The following is a 15,932-nucleotide window of genomic DNA, read 5'->3' as shown; positions in this document are numbered from 1 at the left end:
ATAAGGTTGCTGAGCATAAGGACATCGATGATGCGGATCAGACGGTAACGTCTAAGAAGGATGAGAAGCCTGAGAAGTCTGATAGGAATCCGGAGATTTCTACTCAGGCTGAGTTTGCCGGAGATGCTGATCAGGTTGTTGCTGGTGCTAAGGTGACCGATACCGTTGAGTACAAGGACTTGGTCCCAGGGAAGAAGTACACCCTGAATGCGGAATTGGTTAATAAGGCAGACAAGTCTGTGGTTGGTAAGGGTGAGAAGACCTTTACTCCGCAGGAGTCGGCTGGCAAGGTTGATGTTGAGATCACTGTTGATAGTGATGTGACGGAGCCGGTTGAGGCTGCGGTTGCTTTTGAGGAGTTGACTTCTACTGAGGTTGATGCCAAGGGTGAGGAGACTCCGGATGCTGAGAAGCCGAATAAGGTTGCTGAGCATAAGGACATCGATGATGCGGATCAGACGGTAACGTCTAAGAAGGATGAGAAGCCTGAGAAGGACAACAAGCCTTCGGAGACGTCTACGCCAATGACTTCGACGAGTAGCTCCAAGCCAAGTACTTCGGAGTCCAAGAGCTCTGAACCAAAGAAGGAGACTACGTCCGAATCTAAGCCTTCGGAGCCGTTCGAAACGAAGACGTCTTCTTCGAAGACCTCGGCCAACGCTAAGCCTTCTACGAGCACATCTTCTGAGAAGTCGAAGGAGCCTCGCCCGACCGAGGTGCAGGGGCAGGAGCCTGGTGACAGCCCAGAGCCAAAGATCACGACGGATGCTGATTTTGCTGAAGGTTCGCACGTTGTCGTTGCTGGCGCCAAGATTGTTGATGAGGTTTCCTATGAGGGTTTGGTTCCTGGTAAGGAATACACTCTGAAGGCTGAGCTTATTTCCAAGAAGGATGAGAAGACTGTTCTGGGTACCGGTGAGAAGACCTTTACCCCAGAGAAGTCTGCTGGCAAGGTTGATGTTGAAATCACTGTTCATGATGATGTGACGGAGCCGGTTGAGGCTGCGGTTGCTTTTGAGGAGTTGACCTCTGTTGAGGTTGATGCCAAGGGTGAGGAAACTCCGGATGTAACTCCGGAAAAGCCGAACCACATTGCTGAGCACAAGGACATCAATGATGATGACCAGACGGTAACGTCTAAGAAGGATGAGAAGCCTAAGAAGGACGAAAAGCCGGAGTCTAAGCCTAAGGAAAAGGCTGAAGGCCAGAGTGAGCGCCCGAGCGTCAAGGTGAAGGAGCAGGATGCTCCGGCACAGGCTGACAAGGGTACTGGTAAGGTCGAGCAGCATGTCGATATAACGAACCACGTGCCTGGCAAGACTGGTAAGCCATTGCCGTCGGATGCAAAACGTACCGAGATTAAGTCCGTGCCATCTGGTGCGACCGAACTTGAACCAGGTATGCAAACCTACATTAAGTAGTGTGAACGTACTGGTTAGGTAGCAGGCTATAGCGCCTGGGTACAAAGTTTCCCCCTTCAGGGTGTCCCCGTACACGCTGGAGGGGGAAAACCATTTTATGAACCATTGAGAAAACTAAGTGAGGAGACTAGGTAATGTCTGAGGAAACAGGCCGCGAGGAATCCCTAAGCCGAGGTAAGAAGGTTGGTTTTATCGCGCTGGTAGTGGCGGTAATTGTGCTGCTGTTCCTGCTGGTTCTTAATTTCACCACTGGTGAGGGAGGCAATGAGGCTGAGCAGGGATCACAGAGTGGATCGGCTGTAGATACTTCTGCGGGGAAAAACCCGGAAGCTAAGGGTGATGCGTTCGTCGATGAGTCTGGCGCACAGGAGCATGAATTTGAAACGGCTCCGGGTCAATTTCATGGTTTCGCAGCGATGTCCGTGGGCATCGATGGCCAGTACGCTGCTGTGGATCCGGTGCAGGTGACTGACCGGGGTGTGCTGTTGCCGCCACATGATGTCACCCGTTTGGGTTGGTATTCTGCTTCCGCTGTTCCTGGTGATGCCGGTAATGTCGGTTCTAGTGTGATTACCGGCCACGTGAATTACCAGGGTCAGGGTACTGGTTACGCGGAAAAATTTACCCGGTTGCAACTAAACCAGGAATTCACCGTGGTTATCGATGGTGAGGAGCGTGTCTTTCGCGTGACGGAAAAGCCGTACCGTTTGCCTAAGGGTGGGGATTTCCCGGACGTGGTCAATGACACGGACGGCACGAATCGCCTCGTTCTTATCACCTGTGGTGGCAAGTTTATCGGCGGTGCGCTGGGGTATGAGGACAACATCATTACCGTGGCAGAGCCGGTCGGTGCTCCGGTTCCACCGGAAGCACCCCTGGTATAACGACATGTACTAAAGTCAAGCAGCGCCCGGTCCAAGAATGAACATGCTTGGCCGGGCGTTTGCGTGCGTGCACCGCATGCATGTGTGTCCATTGGTGCGGCGGGTATCTATGACATAATCTGGTGGAGTATCTGCTGCGTGGAGCGGAATCAAAGGAGTGAAGTCATGGATATTCCAGCGGAAATCGCCGGTCATATTGGCACGCCGTTGACGGGCAATGCCACGAAGGTATTGCTGCTCGGCGCGGGCGAGTTGGGAAAGCAGCTGGCTATTTCCTTCCAGTCCCTGGGCCTTGAGGTGCACGCGGTGGATAAGTACCAGGGGGCGCCGGCGCACCAAGTGGCGCACTATAGCTATATCGCGGATATTACTGACTCCGCGGAGGTATCAGAATTGGTGCAGCAGATTCAGCCGCACTACGTGGTGCCGGAGGTGGAAATCGTTGCGGTGGAGGCCCTGGAGCAGGTTGAGCAGTCCACCGATGCCGTCGTCGTGCCCACGGCGCGCGCCTGCGCGCTCACCCAAGACCGCGAGCGGGTGCGCGCGGTGGCAGAAGATATTGGATTGCCGACCTCGGCCTACCGCTTTGCCTCCTCTGTGGAGGAGCTGGAGGAAGCGGCGACGGAGCTGGGGTTTCCGTGCATCGTAAAGCCGGACGTGTCCACCTCGGGCAAAGGCCACATGCTGGCGCGGGATGTGGAAGACGTGCGCGAGGCGTGGGAGACGGTGCGCCGCGTGTCCTCGGATTCGCAGCGCGTGGTGGCGGAGCGCTTCGTGGATTTTGACCTCGAGGTCACGCTGCTAGCCATCCGGTCCATCGATCCGGCCACGGGCAAGCTGGCCACGTGGTTCAGCGAGCCCATCGGCCACCGCCACGAGAAGGGCGATTTGATCGAGGAGTGGCAGCCTACCGGCATGAGCGAGATTGCGCTGGAGAACGCGCGGTCGGTTGCGGCGCGCATCTCCAATGAGCTGGGCGGGCGCGGCGTGTACGGCGTGGAGCTTTTCGTCGCCGGCGATGATGTTTACTTTTCCTCGGTCTCCCCGCGGCCTTCGGATACGGCGATGCTTACTGCCTATACGCAGCGCTTTTCCCAGTTCGATCTGCACGCCCGCGCTATTCTGGGCTATCCAATCGATGCTACGTTGATAACCCCAGGCGCCAGCATGTTCTTGCACGCGCAGGAGCCGCTTGCCGATGTCGCCTTTACCGGCATCGCCTCCGCCCTCCACTACGCCGAGACGGACGTGAAGCTCTTTGGCAAGCCCGATGCCTATAAGGGCCGGCGCATGGGGCTTGTGACCACGACGGCGGAAACGGTGGAAGAGGCCCGCGACCGCGCCGCATTGGCGGCGCATAAGGTGAGCGTGACCTCGACTCCTGGCTTGCTCGCGCAGGGCGGTGCGCGCGGAATCGACCCGCAAGCGGACAATGTGCCCGATATTGAGGTCATTGAATATGAGGGTGGGGTCGAACTCGACCCCAAGCTGACCTCAGGGGTGGACGATACCGACTAGCGCAGCGCCGGCCAGCCCCGCGGCGCAGCGCTGGTTAGCGCTGCGGGCCGGCGTGCTTGACCATCTCGTCCCACTCGACGATCTTGATGCGCTCGCGGCCGTGCGGCTCGCCGGCGGCCTGCTCGGCGGAGTTGAGGCGGTGCCAGCCGTCCCAGGTAGTGACGGCGATATCGCGGCTGCTGAGCAGATCGAGAATTTCCTGCGGATCGCGCTTGGTGGCGGATGCGAGCTCGCCTGCCTTGTAATCCTCTAGCAGCATGCCGGTGGTGTCCTTGGCATCGGATTTAGTATTGCCAATCAAGCCCACTGGACCGCGCTTGATCCAACCGGTGGTGTAGAGGCCGGGCAGCTTTTTGCCGTCGACATCGGCAAGCACGTGGCCGCCGTCGTTGGGCATGGTGGCCGAGTCGTCGTTGAAGGGAATGCCCTCGACGGACTGCGGGTGGTAGCCCACAGCGCGGTAGACCGATTGCACCGGCCACTCGGTGAACTTGCCGGTGCCGCTCACGGAGCCATCGCCATTGAGCTGGGTGCGCTCGGTTTTGATGGCGGTGACGTGGCCGTCATCGCCAAGCACCTCTACTGGGGACTCGAAGAAGTGGATGTAGAGCTTGTGTGGGGCATCGCCAGGCTCGCGCATGGCGTAGGACTCTAGGGTCTGGCAGACCAAGTCGGTGGACTTTGCGGCGCGGCGAGCTTCTTCTGATGCCTCGTCGTAGATGATGTCCTCTGGGTCCACGATGACCTCGATGGTGGGGGACTCATCGAGCTCCTTGAGCTCCTTCGGCGTGTACTTGGCCTGCGCCGGGCCGCGGCGGCCAAAGACGTGGACCTCCTTGGCGCGGTTTTCCTTCAGGGAAGAGTAGACGTTGTCTGGGATCTCCGTCACCAGCAGCTCATCTGCGGTCTTGGCCAAGATGCGGGATACGTCGAGCGAGACGTTGCCCACGCCCACGACGGCGACGGACTCCGCGGATAGGTCCCAATCGCGCTCGAAGTTGGGGTTGCCGTCATAAAAGCCCACGAATTCGCCGGCGCCGTAGTTACCCTCGAGGTCCTCGCCGGGGATGCCCATTTCCTTATCGGCGGTGGCGCCGGTGGCGAAGATGATGGCGTCGTAGTACTCGTGCATCTCTTCGATGGTGATGTCCTTGCCCACTTCGATATTGCCCAGGAAGCGGATTTCTTCCTTCTCCATGACGTTGTGCAGCGACTGCACGATACCCTTAATGCGTGGGTGATCTGGGGCGACGCCGTAGCGAATCAAGCCAAAGGGCGCAGGCATCTTTTCAAAGAGATCGATCTGCACGTCCACATTGGACTTTACGAGGAGGTCAGAGGCGTAAATGCCGGCCGGTCCGGAGCCGACCACGGCGACACGCATGGGGCTAGTCATCTGTTTAGGGTGTCCTTTCTTTAGGTTTTCTCACATTCTACGCGGTGGCAGTGCGATAAATGCCACACTGCTTTGAGTTATCTACCCCCAGTTTAGGAGGTTGCGGAAGGGCGGGGGAGGGGGTGATTCACGTACAGTGGAGACGTCACCACGTGCTAGTAACTGTGATGTACGGCATAATGTTACGGCGCGTGTTCCAAGTGTTCCCGTGACGGCAAAGGAAAGGTAATCCGCATGTCTGCATCCCAGTCCACAGTGTTAAGCTCCATCGGCCGTGGCTTCGACGGCCTCGATATTCCCGCCTTGGCGGATAGCCTTGGCGCTGAACTGCTCCGCTTAGAAGATTTCGACCCCACCGTGGCGGATGTATTGTCCAACGCGCCCACCGCCACTGCCGATGCCCTCCTGGTCCAAGGCGCCGGCGAGATCTCCTTCGACGCGGAGGTCGCCGCCGCGCTGGGCTTGCCGCTGGTCATTATCTCCGGCGCCCCAGAGCGCGCCGCGGAGCTGGCACAGCGCAAGGCCGAGTCCCTCGGCGCCACCGTCGCAGGCGTTTTCACCGACTTGGAGGCCGTGCCCGGTGCGTTGAGCGCCGCAGAGGAGGCCGCGCCCGTCATGTCCGCAGACCTCTTCCAGAAGCAACTTATCGACCAAGCCAAGACCACTGGATCTCACATCGTTCTGCCCGAGGGCGATGACGACCGCATCCTTGAAGCTGCCGATGCCCTGTTGCGCGATGAGGTTGCCCGGCTGACCATCCTGGGCAAGGAATCCGATATCCAGGCCCGCGCCAAGGAGCTGGGTCTGGATGTCTCGGGTGCCGATATCATCGACCACCTAGAATCGCCGCTTGCGGAGGAATTCGCTGCCGATTTCGCGGAACTGCGCAAGAAGAAGGGGGTGACCCTGGAGCAGGCACGCGAGACCATGCAGGACATCTCCTACTTTGGCACCATGATGGTGCACAAGGGGCTTGCCGATGGCATGGTATCCGGCGCCGCCCACACCACCGCCCACACCATTAAGCCGTCCTTCCAGATCATTAAGACCAAGCCGAATGCCTCGGTGGTCTCCTCAATCTTCCTGATGGTCATGCGCGGGCGCCTGTGGGCCTTCGGCGACTGCGCCGTGAACCCGAACCCAACGGCGGAACAGCTGGGCGAAATCGCCGTGGTGTCCGCGCAAACCGCGTCCCAGTTCGGCATCGATCCGCGTGTGGCCATGCTGTCCTACTCCACCGGCGCTTCCGGCACCGGCCCGGATGTCGAGCGCGCCATCGAGGCCGTCGAGGCCGCCAAGAAGCTGGACTCCTCGGTGAAGGTGGATGGCCCGCTGCAGTTCGACGCCGCCTGCGATCCTGGCGTTGCCGCAAAGAAGATGCCGGATTCCGATGTCGCGGGTAAGGCCAATGTCTTCGTCTTCCCCGATCTGGATGCCGGCAATATTGGCTACAAGACCGCGCAGCGCACCGGCGGCGCCTTGGCCGTGGGCCCCATCCTGCAGGGCCTGAACAAGCCGGTCAACGATCTATCCCGCGGCGCTACCGTTCCGGACATCATCAATACCGTTGCCATTACTGCTATCCAGGCTGGAGAGAAATAAATGTCATACGTACTGGTCCTTAACTCGGGATCCTCGTCCATCAAGTTTCAGCTGGTGGACCCAACCGCTACTGCCACCGATGATCCACTCGTCTCTGGCTTGGTGGAACAGGTTGGCGAGCCGAGCGGCGCCATTACCATCAAGGTCGGCGGGGAAAAGGTCACCGAGGAACTGGAAGTTCCCGATCACTCCTTTGGCCTAAAGCGCGCCTTTGACCTGATGGATGATCATCAGGTGGGCCCGAAGGACGTCGATATCATCGCCGTGGGCCACCGCGTCGTGCACGGCGGCCGCCTCTTTTCGGAGCCACAGCTCATCGAGGATCAAATTGAATCGATGATCGAGGACCTCATCCCGTTGGCCCCGCTGCACAACCCGGCGAACCTGGACGGTATCCGCGTGGCGCGCAAGATCCTGCCAGATATTCCGCACGTGGCGGTCTTCGATACCGCATTCTTTAATACCCTGCCGCCGGCCGCAGCGCTTTATGCCATCAATAGCGAGGTTGCCTCCAAATACGATATCCGCCGCTACGGTTTCCACGGCACCTCCCACGAGTTCGTCTCCCAGCAGGTGCCGAAGATTTTGGACCGCGATCCGGAGCATACCCACCAGATCACGCTGCACCTGGGCAATGGTGCCTCTGCGGCGGCCATCCGCAATGGCCGTGCCATCGATACCTCGATGGGCCTTACCCCGCTGGCTGGCCTCGCCATGGGTACGCGTACCGGTGATATCGATCCCGGCATCATCTTCCACCTGGTGCGCCAGGCGGGCATGAGCATCGACGAGATCGATAACCTGCTTAATAAGCAATCCGGCGTCAAGGGCATCGCGGGCGTGAATGACTTCCGTACGCTGCGCGAGCACATCGATAATGGCAATGAAGACGCATGGCTGGCGTATAACATCTACATCCACCAGCTGCGCCGCTTCATCGGTTCCTACATGATTGCTCTGGGCCGCGTGGACGCGATTACCTTCACCGCCGGTGTGGGCGAAAACGACACCGAGGTGCGCCAAGACGCGCTGTACAACCTGGATATGTACGGCATCGACTTTGATAAGGAGCGCAACCTCGTCCGCTCCGATGAGCCGCGGGTCATCTCCACCGATGATTCCCTGGTCAAGGTCTTGGTGGTTCCCACCAATGAGGAGCTGGCCATCGCGCAGAAGTCTGCAGACGTCGCAGCCAAGGCGCGCGAGGAAGGCCTATTTAAGTAGGCCATCTAAGTAGCCGCTAGAAAGTGGTGATGGGCCGGACTTGGTTGGCCAAGTCCACCAGCGCGTAGCGGTGGCGGCTAAACGGGGCCTGGCGGGCAAGGGCCCGCAGGGTCTCGGCCAGGCCGGTGCGCAGGCCGCGCTGGGTAAAGGCGTACTCGAAGAGATCGTTGGGCGAGGACGCCCGCGCGAGATCGGCGTTGCGCAGGAAGTTAAGGCCCGCAGAGATAACGGCGATCTTGATTTGGAGGAAGCGCGGCTCGTTGGTGGGGACTTCTTCGAGGCGTCGGGCAGCGCGGCGAATGCGCGATTCAGACAAATCGTGCACGATGAGCTGCAGCACGGTGGTCAGAAGCGCCATGCGGAAGTGACGCGAGGCATTGGGCACCTTATCCAAGGTGGCTACGGATAGCTCCACCTGCCCCTCCGCGCGCAATTGGCGTGCGAGCCCAAAGGCGGAGGACACCGTTGTGGGGTTGGTGGCCCAGACGATGCCGTATAGGCGCATGGAATTAAACCGCAGTGCGCTTGGGTCTTGGGTGACGTGCGACCAGATTTCCGGCTGCCCCTCAAAAGCGGAAGAGGGGAGATCCGCCAGGGTGGTGTAGAGATTGGAGCAGGCACGGGCTACGGTGGCATCGATAAGCGGTGTTTCACTGTAATCAATCTGCTGCAGGATGAGCTCATTGATGGCAGCGATGGCGAGCTTCGGGGCGGCCTCACCGGGCAATAAGTCCAAAACGGTGGCGAAGTACTCCTGGGCATCGACGTAATCATCGTGCAAGAGCTCCGTAATGCCGGCGTACCACTGGTAGCGCCAGTCCCGGCCCAAGCGGTCCTCGATGGAGCCCAACCACTGGCGCGCCTCGTCGGTATAACCCAGGTCGATCATGGAGCGCACCACGCCGAGGGGAATCTCGGCGGAATGCTCGTATTCCGGGGTGCGCATGGCCTGGCGCAGGGTCTCAAGGGCTTCCTGCGGCTCGGCATACGAGGTACCTTGCAGCAGGCTGGCGCCGACATCATCGCGGTCTACCAGGGGCGTCGGCAAGGCAGAGACGACCTCAGGGGCGGTGATTTGGATGGTGCGATCGATGCCATCGATAAGCTGATCCGTGCGAAAGACCAGGTGCTTGGTGCCAAAGGTGGTACGTTGCGGCGAGAAGAGCGAGTGCTGGGAGGGGTACTGGCGGCCGTCGCGGATGGCAAGGACCTCGCGCAGCACGCCGTAGAGCTGGGTGCGCAGCTCCTTGATGGAACTAAACCGACGCTGCGGATCGCGGTGGGTGGCGCGCAGCAGCAGGCGGTAGAGGGAAAGGAAGCGGCGCAGCTCCGGCTCCTTGGACGGGTTGGGGATGCTGGGGAGGAAGACACCGTCCTCGCTGGGCAGCTTGAGGCACAGCGCCGCCAGGGTGCGGCCGATGGTATAGATATCGCTGGCGATGGACGGGCCCCTGGAGGCGACCTCCGGGGCCTGAAAGCCCTGGGTACCGTAGATAAACCCGAAGGCCCCGATGCCGGAGACCGCACCCAGGTCAATGAGCTTGACCTGGTCCTCGGTGACGATGATGTTATCCGGCTTCAGGTCGTTATAGACCACGCCGCGCGAGTGCAGGTACTCCAGTGCCGGCAGGATTTCCAGGATATAGCCAATGGCGATGTCAACGGGCAAAAGCTCGTTGGGCTGCTTTTTGCGCCTGTTTCTTAGCGATGGCCCGCCTACGTACTCCATGACGATGAATCCACCAGGCACGCGCTCATCGTCGATGAAGTTAAAAATCTTGACGATGCCCGGGTGGGTAATGTCTGCCAGAAACTCGCGCTCGGCTTCGGCAGCGGCCGTCTCATCGGCGGATTTTTGGGCCTGCATGCCCTTGAGCACCACCACGCGCCCGGAGACGTAGTGGTCATTGGCCAGGTAAATCCAGCCCATGCCGCCGTGGGCGATGACGCCGAGGATTTCGTATTGCTCTGCCACCATATCGCCCGGTTCTAGCTGCGGTGGCGGGACCTTTTTGCCCTTGATCTTTTCTTTGGGATCGATGAGGGCGGTGGTGGGATCGGCCGGGGTGATAAACGGCAGGCGCACCATGCCATCAGCAACCGGCCGCTCGGTGCGCTGGGTGCCGCGGCGCTCGCGGAAGGTATCGATGGCCTGCTGGCGCGAACGTTCCGAGGACTTTTCCTGGGCCGTTTTCTCATCGCGTTCGTTCTCGCGCTGGGCACGGATATTTTCTAGGTCCGCGAGCAGGCTAGAGAGGTGATCCGGGTCGATGGATCCATCGTCGTCTTCATCGTCATCGGCAAAGGGATCGAAGGCCACCGCAGAGGTTCCCGGATCCCCGCGGTGCTCGATGGGCTCGCTGGCGAACGGGTCATACGCCACGGCTGCCGTGCCCACTCCGCCGGTTTCGCCGTCATCGTCGCTCTCATCGGCGTCGTTGCCATTTCGTACGTCCTGAGCCGCGGTGCCCTGGGCCGCGGTGTCTTGTCCCGCTGCGCCCGGGCCAGTCGTGCGCTGGTCCGCAGCGTTTTGGCCAGCCGTGCCGCCACCCGCTGTGCGCCTACCCGTGGCCTCCGTATTCGGGAAGGCAGCCGCGGGTGCGGTGCCGGGAACCTGCGCCGCGGCGGTATCAACGTCAGCTTCGCTAGTGCCTTTATTTCTCTTGCCAGCGTTATGAGTGGTTGCCGCCGTATCGGCGCCGATGTTGCGGTTGTCAGCGTTGGGGCGAGCAGCGGCGGTATCCGGACCAGCGGGGTCGGCGGCGTCGCCTGTGTTGGCTGCGTCAGGGGAGTCGGCAGCGCCGAGGTCGCGGTCCTGGCTGCGGTCTTGGTCAGGTTCTTGGCCGTGGTCAGCGTCGCGGTAAGAAGACTTGGTGGGCTTTCGGAATTGGCGTTGGGTATCGAGGTTTTCGGGCTCTAGGTATTCGAGCTCGTCTTCGCTGAAATTCGGGTTATGCTTCATGACTTATCTTCCTCGATGTATGTACCCGACGGCAGGGTGGGCTCGTCTAGGTAAGCGCCGAGCCACGTATCAAAGATGTCGGACCACGTCCCGTCGCGGCGGATGCGCTCTAAGGTGGAATTGACCTGGCGCAGCAGCGGGCGGGTGTCATGATCCTTGCTGGGGCGGCGCGCGGCAACGCCGTAGTTCTCGGTCTTTAGGGGCTCGCCCACGATGGAGGTATAGGAATCCTGCGCGGCCATGCCGGAGAGCAGGGCATCATCAACCACCACGCCATCGGCCTGGTTGAGCTGCAGCGCCATGAGGCAATCGCCCCAGGAGCGGGTGATGAGGATATCGGACTTGGGGGCGCGCTCGCGGATGGTATCCAGCGCGGTGGACCCGCGCACCCCGCACAGCCTCTTGCCATCGGCGTCATCGATGGAATTCATCCCGGAGCTGGTAAGCACCAGCATGCGGGTCTGCGTGGTCATGTAGGGGATGGAAAAGGCCACTTCCTTTTCGCGCTCGGGGCTAATGGTCATGGTGCGCACGATGATATCGACGGTGCCATTATCCAGCGCCGCGGTGCGGTCAGAGGATTCGACGAAGCGGAAATCCACCTTATTGGGATCGCCGAAGATATCGCGGGCAATCTCGTGGGCGATATCGACCTCGAAGCCGCGGACATCGCCTGAGGCGGCATCGCGGTAGCTCAGCAGGTTATTGGAGCGGTCTACGCCCACGATAAGGCGCCCGCGCTTGACGATGTCCGGCACCCGCTCCTTCGCCGTTTTGCCATCTGGCCGGTAGGTGCCTTTGAGTTCGGTATCGTCTTCTTTCTTGGGTGTGGTGCTGCCGGCTTCTTCTATGGCGGAGCCCTCCGGCAGCGGCGGTCCGGGGCTGGCGTCGAGTGCTTGCTGTTCGGGCGATTCCAGCGGGGGAGCGGAGCGAATATCGCAGCCGACCAGTGCGAGGACACTGCAGGTGGCAATGATGGCGGTAAGGGGTGCTCGGTAGCGCATTAGAGGTACTCCTGCAGTCGGGGACGAATGCCCAGCCACACCGCGAAGATGGCGCACAGGGTGAGCAGGAAGACGGCGGAGGAGACCGCGGTCATGGCGGTTAGCCCGCGCTCCAAGTAGGTGCGCATGGCGATGCGCGCCTGGCCGATGAGTTCCGAAAGCTCGCTATCGAGCTCATTAAAGGACTGCGCGGCGGTGGTTTCGCCATCCTCAGGATCCGTGATGGTGGCCTGGTAGACCGCCTCATCGTAGTCGCCCTCGCTCAGCGCCTCCATGAGTTTTTCGTGCGAGTCTTGCCACTTTTCGGTGGCGGCGCGGGCGCTGTGGATGAGCTCGGGATCGTTGACCTCGACGTCATCATCATGCAGCGCGCTTTCATAATCCCCCAGCGCCTTTTCAATGGAATCTACCGATCCGGAAAAGCGCTCGAGCGTATCCTCCTCGGAGGAGCGCAGCACCAGCGCGAGGGTTTCTGAGGTGCGCGCCTGCTGGGCCTCAATGCGCGAGGCGGTTAACGAATCCCACGGGCGCGAGGCCGTTTCAAAGCCCTGATGGCCGGTGGACCAGGTGGCCAAATTAGACAGTGCGACCCAGAAAATGGCCAAGAAGAGCAGCACCGTTGCGGTTAAAAAGCCGCGGTTGAACCGGCGGCGGGTCTGGCGCCACAGCCACCACTGCGCCACGATGAGGAAGAAGACCGCAGCCAAAAGGCCCGATAGCGGCACCCACTGCGGCGAGGTGAGCTTTTGCTGCTGCTGGTTGACCTTCGCGGTGGTCAGCTGGAATAGCTCGGATGCCGCCGGCAGAATGTGCTCGCGCATGAGCGAGGAGGCATTGGACATATAGGAATTAGCCACGGCATTGCCAGCGCGGTGGTTCGAGCGCGCCTTTTCAATCATCGCGGTATAAATGGGCAGCTCGCGCTGGATGAAGGTAACGAGATCGCGCACGCGGGCATCGTCAGGCGTGGTGCCCAGCACGGATTCGGTCGCGGCAATGGAGGCGGCATCGATCGCATCGTTATAGCGCTCGCGGTTGCCCTCTGATTCCACGCCGGCCTGCACGAATCCGGTGGTGGCGATGGTATCTGCCACCGAAAGGGAGCTATAGAGGTGGTGGGCCGCATTGGACATCGGCTCGGTGGTATTAAGCAGCTCGTCGAGGTCGGAGTGGCGGGCGGCGGAAGACTGGGACATCGATAAGCCGGCGGCTCCCAACGCCACCGTGAGGATCAGGGTGACGGTAAAAAGCTTGCCTGGGGTGGTGGAGGCGAAGTAATAAAACCGCCGCAGCAGGCGCGCCGGGCCCGCAAACCATTCCATGGCGCGGTGGGTGAGCCCGCTGAGGGCCGGGCGAGAGGGTGCGGTAACCTCATCCAGCCAGTGATCGCTGGGGTGAGCGTCCTCTTCGCGCTCTGACTCTACCCGCACTGCCTGCTCAGTCATTTACTTAGAATAACGCCCCCAGTGTGCTGGGCGCCACCATTTACCCGCGTGTGTGGCTAGGATAGAAAATATGCATAACCCTCACAGTGGAGACGGCTGGGCGGCGGGCCCCAGTGGCATTCGCGTATGGGGAAAATTCGGTGCCGCTGGCCTCTTCCTCGTCGCCGGTCGCGAGGTGCTGCTGCAACACCGCGCCGCGTGGACCAATAACGGCAATACCTGGGGGATTCCCGGCGGCGCGCGGGACTTGCAAGAAACACCCACCCAGGCCGCGCTGCGGGAAACGCATGAGGAGTGCGCCATCGCGCCTGCCGATGTCGAGGTGCTCGACACCCAGGTAACGGCCGGGCCCTATCCTCCCGCGGGGGATTTGCCGGGGGAATGGACCTATACCACCGTGTTAGCGCGCACCCGCAGCGGCCTGCGTCTGCCCACCACCGCCAACGAGGAATCGCACGAGCTGCGCTGGGTGGGCCTGGATGAGGTGGAAAACCTGCCGCTTATCGCGCCATTTCGCCACGCCTTTCCCGCCCTGCGGCAGCGTGTGGAAAAACTGTACCGGTAAAGTATCCAAAATTATGGCACTGTAGTGCTCATGATTGAAGTACAGGGACTGACTAAGGATTACGGGTCTGTCCGCGCCGTTGAGGATCTCACCTTTCAGGTAAAGCCCGGTGTGGTCACCGGCTTCTTGGGGCCCAATGGCGCCGGCAAATCCACCACCATGCGGATGATCGTGGGCTTGGACGAGCCCACGGCGGGCGAGATTCGCGTAAACGGCAAACCCTACCGCGACTTGGAGCACCCGCTGCGCGAGGTGGGCGCGCTTTTGGATGCGAAGGCGGTACACCCCAACCGCACGGCCGCGAATCACCTGAAGTGGATGGCGGCGGCCAATGGCATTCCCGCCTCCCGCGTTGATGAGGTGCTGGGGCTGGTGGGGCTTTCCGATGTCGCCGGTAAGAAAGCCGGCGGCTTTTCCCTCGGCATGGGCCAGCGTTTGGGCCTTGCGGGCGCTCTATTGGGCGATCCGGGCATCCTCATCCTGGATGAGCCGGTCAACGGCCTAGATCCAGAAGGCATCCGTTGGGTGCGTCAGCTCGTGCGCGCGCTGGCTGCAGAAGGGCGCACCATTTTGATTTCCTCCCACCTCTTGTCCGAGATGGCCCAGACCGCGGATCACCTCGTGGTCATTGGCAAGGGGAAGATGGTTGCGGATAAGCCCACCCACGAGTTCGTCCGCGGCCACTCGCAGTCCTTGGTGTATGTGCGCTCGAACCACCTCCCGGAATTCGGTGAAGCCCTAAAGAAGGAGGGCGTTTCCTTTACCGAATCGAAGGATGAGGAGGGCCGCCCGCGGCTCGAGGTCATCAACCAGACCCCCGAGTTCGTGGGCGAGCTGGCCTATTCCACCGGGGTGCCGCTGCACGAGCTCACCCTGAAAAGCGCTTCGCTGGAGGATGCCTTCATGGATCTCACTGGCGATGCCGTGCAGTACCACGCAGGCACGCCTGGTGCCTCGGGCACGCAGGCAGGTCAGTCGGGCCAGGCAGGCCAGCCCGGTCAGTCCGGTGGGTTCGCCCGCCCCAACGAGCAGGAGGTTTAATCCGCCATGTTGAATATCTTGAAATCCGAGTGGATTAAGCTGCGCACCACCCGCTCCTTCTGGTGGACCACCGCGCTATTTCTCCTATTTTCCTGGGGCTGGGCCGGTGTCAGCGCTGCGTTTATGGAGCCACTCGATCCGGAAGCCGTTGATATGGGCTTCCAGCTTATTAGTCCCGAGTTCACCATCGTATTCTTGGGGACCCTAGGCCTGCCGGTGCTGATGATTCAGGCCATCATGCTGGTGACCACGGAATACCGCTTCGGCACCCAGTCCATTACCTTCATGGCCTCCCCGCGGCGCTGGAGCGTGGCCGTGGCCAAGCTGGTCTTATACGCGGTCATCGCGGCCGTACTGACCTTCATTGGTGTGGTGGGCGCGTACCTGCTTACGGATCTGTTTGCCGATAGCTCCATTTCCGCCACCTTCGACCCCTGGAACGATGAAGTCGGCCGCGAGCAGCTGTGGAAGTACCCACTGGCCGCGGGCCTCCTGGTGGCCTTTGCCCAAGGCATCGGCATGCTCATTCGCCAGACCGCGGGCTCTGTGGCGCTGGGCCTTATTTTGTACTTGGGTGTGGATCAAATCGTCAGCATGATGCCCGTGGTAGGCGATAAGATTGGTAGCTACATGCCCTTTACCGCTTTCCAGAACTGGCTATTCAATACCCCAGTGGATAACGCACTGTGGACCGAGGCTGCAGGCAGCGGCATCGTATTCTTCATCTGGGCCGCGGTGTTGTGGGCCCTTGGCGTGCTAGTACTGCACAAGCGCGATGCTTAGGCGAGGATATCGTGTTTGTAGAGAGGAAGCTTTAATTAATCTGTGAACCCTCCGGGCGAAGTTATTCGGGTTCGTCCAGTGTGGGTA

Annotated in this window: 12 protein-coding genes; 8 read left to right on the top strand and 4 right to left on the bottom strand. The window is 60.7% G+C overall.

Annotated features, from left to right (window positions below; genetic code table 11):
• The 3 genes from ABRP88_RS09865 to purT form a co-directional block, all read left to right on the top strand.
• Positions 1-1,421: VaFE repeat-containing surface-anchored protein (locus ABRP88_RS09865; RefSeq protein ID WP_349837088.1), on the top strand; the 1,421-nt coding region annotated here is incomplete at its 5' end.
• 134 nt (positions 1,422-1,555) lie between these two features.
• On the top strand, positions 1,556-2,305 hold the full coding sequence (locus ABRP88_RS09860) for a class F sortase (protein WP_349837087.1): 750 nt from the start codon (positions 1,556-1,558) through the stop codon (positions 2,303-2,305).
• A 165-nt stretch (positions 2,306-2,470) separates the two neighbouring features.
• Positions 2,471-3,823: a formate-dependent phosphoribosylglycinamide formyltransferase gene (gene purT, locus ABRP88_RS09855; RefSeq protein WP_349837086.1), complete on the top strand. Its 1,353-nt coding sequence runs from the start codon at positions 2,471-2,473 to the stop codon at positions 3,821-3,823.
• Between the two features lie 34 nt (positions 3,824-3,857).
• Here purT and ABRP88_RS09850 read toward each other — a convergent pair whose 3' ends face one another.
• Positions 3,858-5,219: an FAD-dependent oxidoreductase gene (locus ABRP88_RS09850; protein ID WP_349837085.1), complete on the bottom strand. Its 1,362-nt coding sequence runs from the start codon at positions 5,217-5,219 to the stop codon at positions 3,858-3,860.
• A gap of 234 nt (positions 5,220-5,453) precedes the next feature.
• Here ABRP88_RS09850 and pta point away from each other — a divergent pair, with 234 nt between their 5' ends.
• Together pta and ABRP88_RS09840 are read left to right on the top strand one after the other, a co-directional pair.
• On the top strand, positions 5,454-6,821 hold the full coding sequence (pta, locus tag ABRP88_RS09845; RefSeq protein ID WP_349837084.1) for a phosphate acetyltransferase: 1,368 nt from the start codon (positions 5,454-5,456) through the stop codon (positions 6,819-6,821).
• Entirely contained in the window at positions 6,822-8,045 is a 1,224-nt protein-coding gene (locus tag ABRP88_RS09840) for an acetate kinase (protein ID WP_349837083.1), read from the top strand.
• Positions 8,046-8,061: 16 nt separating this feature from the next.
• Here the strand turns inward: ABRP88_RS09840 and ABRP88_RS09835 are convergent, their stop codons facing one another.
• The 3 genes from ABRP88_RS09835 to ABRP88_RS09825 are packed head-to-tail and all read right to left on the bottom strand — an operon-like array spanning position 8,062 to position 13,456.
• Entirely contained in the window at positions 8,062-11,007 is a 2,946-nt protein-coding gene (locus tag ABRP88_RS09835) for a tetratricopeptide repeat protein (RefSeq protein WP_349837082.1), read from the bottom strand.
• Positions 11,004-12,011, bottom strand: coding sequence for a glutamate ABC transporter substrate-binding protein (locus tag ABRP88_RS09830; RefSeq protein WP_349837081.1), 1,008 nt, complete (start codon positions 12,009-12,011; stop codon positions 11,004-11,006). The genes ABRP88_RS09835 and ABRP88_RS09830 overlap by 4 nt, the downstream gene beginning before the upstream one ends.
• Entirely contained in the window at positions 12,011-13,456 is a 1,446-nt protein-coding gene (locus ABRP88_RS09825; protein WP_284770450.1) for a GlnX family signal transduction membrane protein, read from the bottom strand. Before ABRP88_RS09825 ends, ABRP88_RS09830 begins: the two co-directional genes overlap by 1 nt.
• A 70-nt stretch (positions 13,457-13,526) precedes the next feature.
• On the opposite strand from ABRP88_RS09825, the gene ABRP88_RS09820 reads away from it, so the two are divergent.
• From ABRP88_RS09820 to ABRP88_RS09810, 3 genes are read left to right on the top strand one after another with little or no spacing between them, the layout of a single operon-like run.
• Positions 13,527-14,021 carry an NUDIX domain-containing protein gene (locus tag ABRP88_RS09820; RefSeq protein WP_284783070.1) on the top strand — a complete coding sequence of 165 codons (495 nt, stop codon included), beginning with the start codon at positions 13,527-13,529 and terminating at the stop codon, positions 14,019-14,021.
• A gap of 30 nt (positions 14,022-14,051) precedes the next feature.
• On the top strand, positions 14,052-15,062 hold the full coding sequence (locus ABRP88_RS09815; RefSeq protein ID WP_284783067.1) for an ABC transporter ATP-binding protein: 1,011 nt from the start codon (positions 14,052-14,054) through the stop codon (positions 15,060-15,062).
• Positions 15,063-15,068: 6 nt separating this feature from the next.
• A complete protein-coding gene (locus ABRP88_RS09810) occupies positions 15,069-15,845 on the top strand; it encodes an ABC-2 transporter permease family protein (protein WP_284783064.1) in 777 nt (258 codons plus the stop codon).
• The last annotated feature ends 87 nt before the right edge of the window (positions 15,846-15,932 follow it).

Origin of the sequence: Corynebacterium sp. KPL2734, assembly GCF_040225595.1 — a bacterium.
In the GTDB taxonomy this organism is placed as follows: domain Bacteria; phylum Actinomycetota; class Actinomycetes; order Mycobacteriales; family Mycobacteriaceae; genus Corynebacterium; species Corynebacterium rhinophilum.
This window is presented reverse-complemented; position numbering and strand designations above follow the sequence as displayed.

Excerpts from the sequence above, each read along its gene's own strand:
- ABRP88_RS09825 (WP_284770450.1), bottom strand. The coding sequence starts at position 13,456 with ATGACTGAGCAGGCAGTGCGGGTAGAGTCAGAGCGCGAAGAGGACGCT.
- pta (WP_349837084.1), top strand. The coding sequence starts at position 5,454 with ATGTCTGCATCCCAGTCCACAGTGTTAAGCTCCATCGGCCGTGGCTTC.
- ABRP88_RS09850 (WP_349837085.1), bottom strand. The coding sequence starts at position 5,219 with ATGACTAGCCCCATGCGTGTCGCCGTGGTCGGCTCCGGACCGGCCGGC.
- ABRP88_RS09830 (WP_349837081.1), bottom strand. The coding sequence starts at position 12,011 with ATGCGCTACCGAGCACCCCTTACCGCCATCATTGCCACCTGCAGTGTC.
- ABRP88_RS09820 (WP_284783070.1), top strand. The coding sequence starts at position 13,527 with ATGCATAACCCTCACAGTGGAGACGGCTGGGCGGCGGGCCCCAGTGGC.
- purT (WP_349837086.1), top strand. The coding sequence starts at position 2,471 with ATGGATATTCCAGCGGAAATCGCCGGTCATATTGGCACGCCGTTGACG.
- ABRP88_RS09840 (WP_349837083.1), top strand. The coding sequence starts at position 6,822 with ATGTCATACGTACTGGTCCTTAACTCGGGATCCTCGTCCATCAAGTTT.
- ABRP88_RS09835 (WP_349837082.1), bottom strand. The coding sequence starts at position 11,007 with ATGAAGCATAACCCGAATTTCAGCGAAGACGAGCTCGAATACCTAGAG.
- ABRP88_RS09810 (WP_284783064.1), top strand. The coding sequence starts at position 15,069 with ATGTTGAATATCTTGAAATCCGAGTGGATTAAGCTGCGCACCACCCGC.
- ABRP88_RS09815 (WP_284783067.1), top strand. The coding sequence starts at position 14,052 with ATGATTGAAGTACAGGGACTGACTAAGGATTACGGGTCTGTCCGCGCC.
- ABRP88_RS09860 (WP_349837087.1), top strand. The coding sequence starts at position 1,556 with ATGTCTGAGGAAACAGGCCGCGAGGAATCCCTAAGCCGAGGTAAGAAG.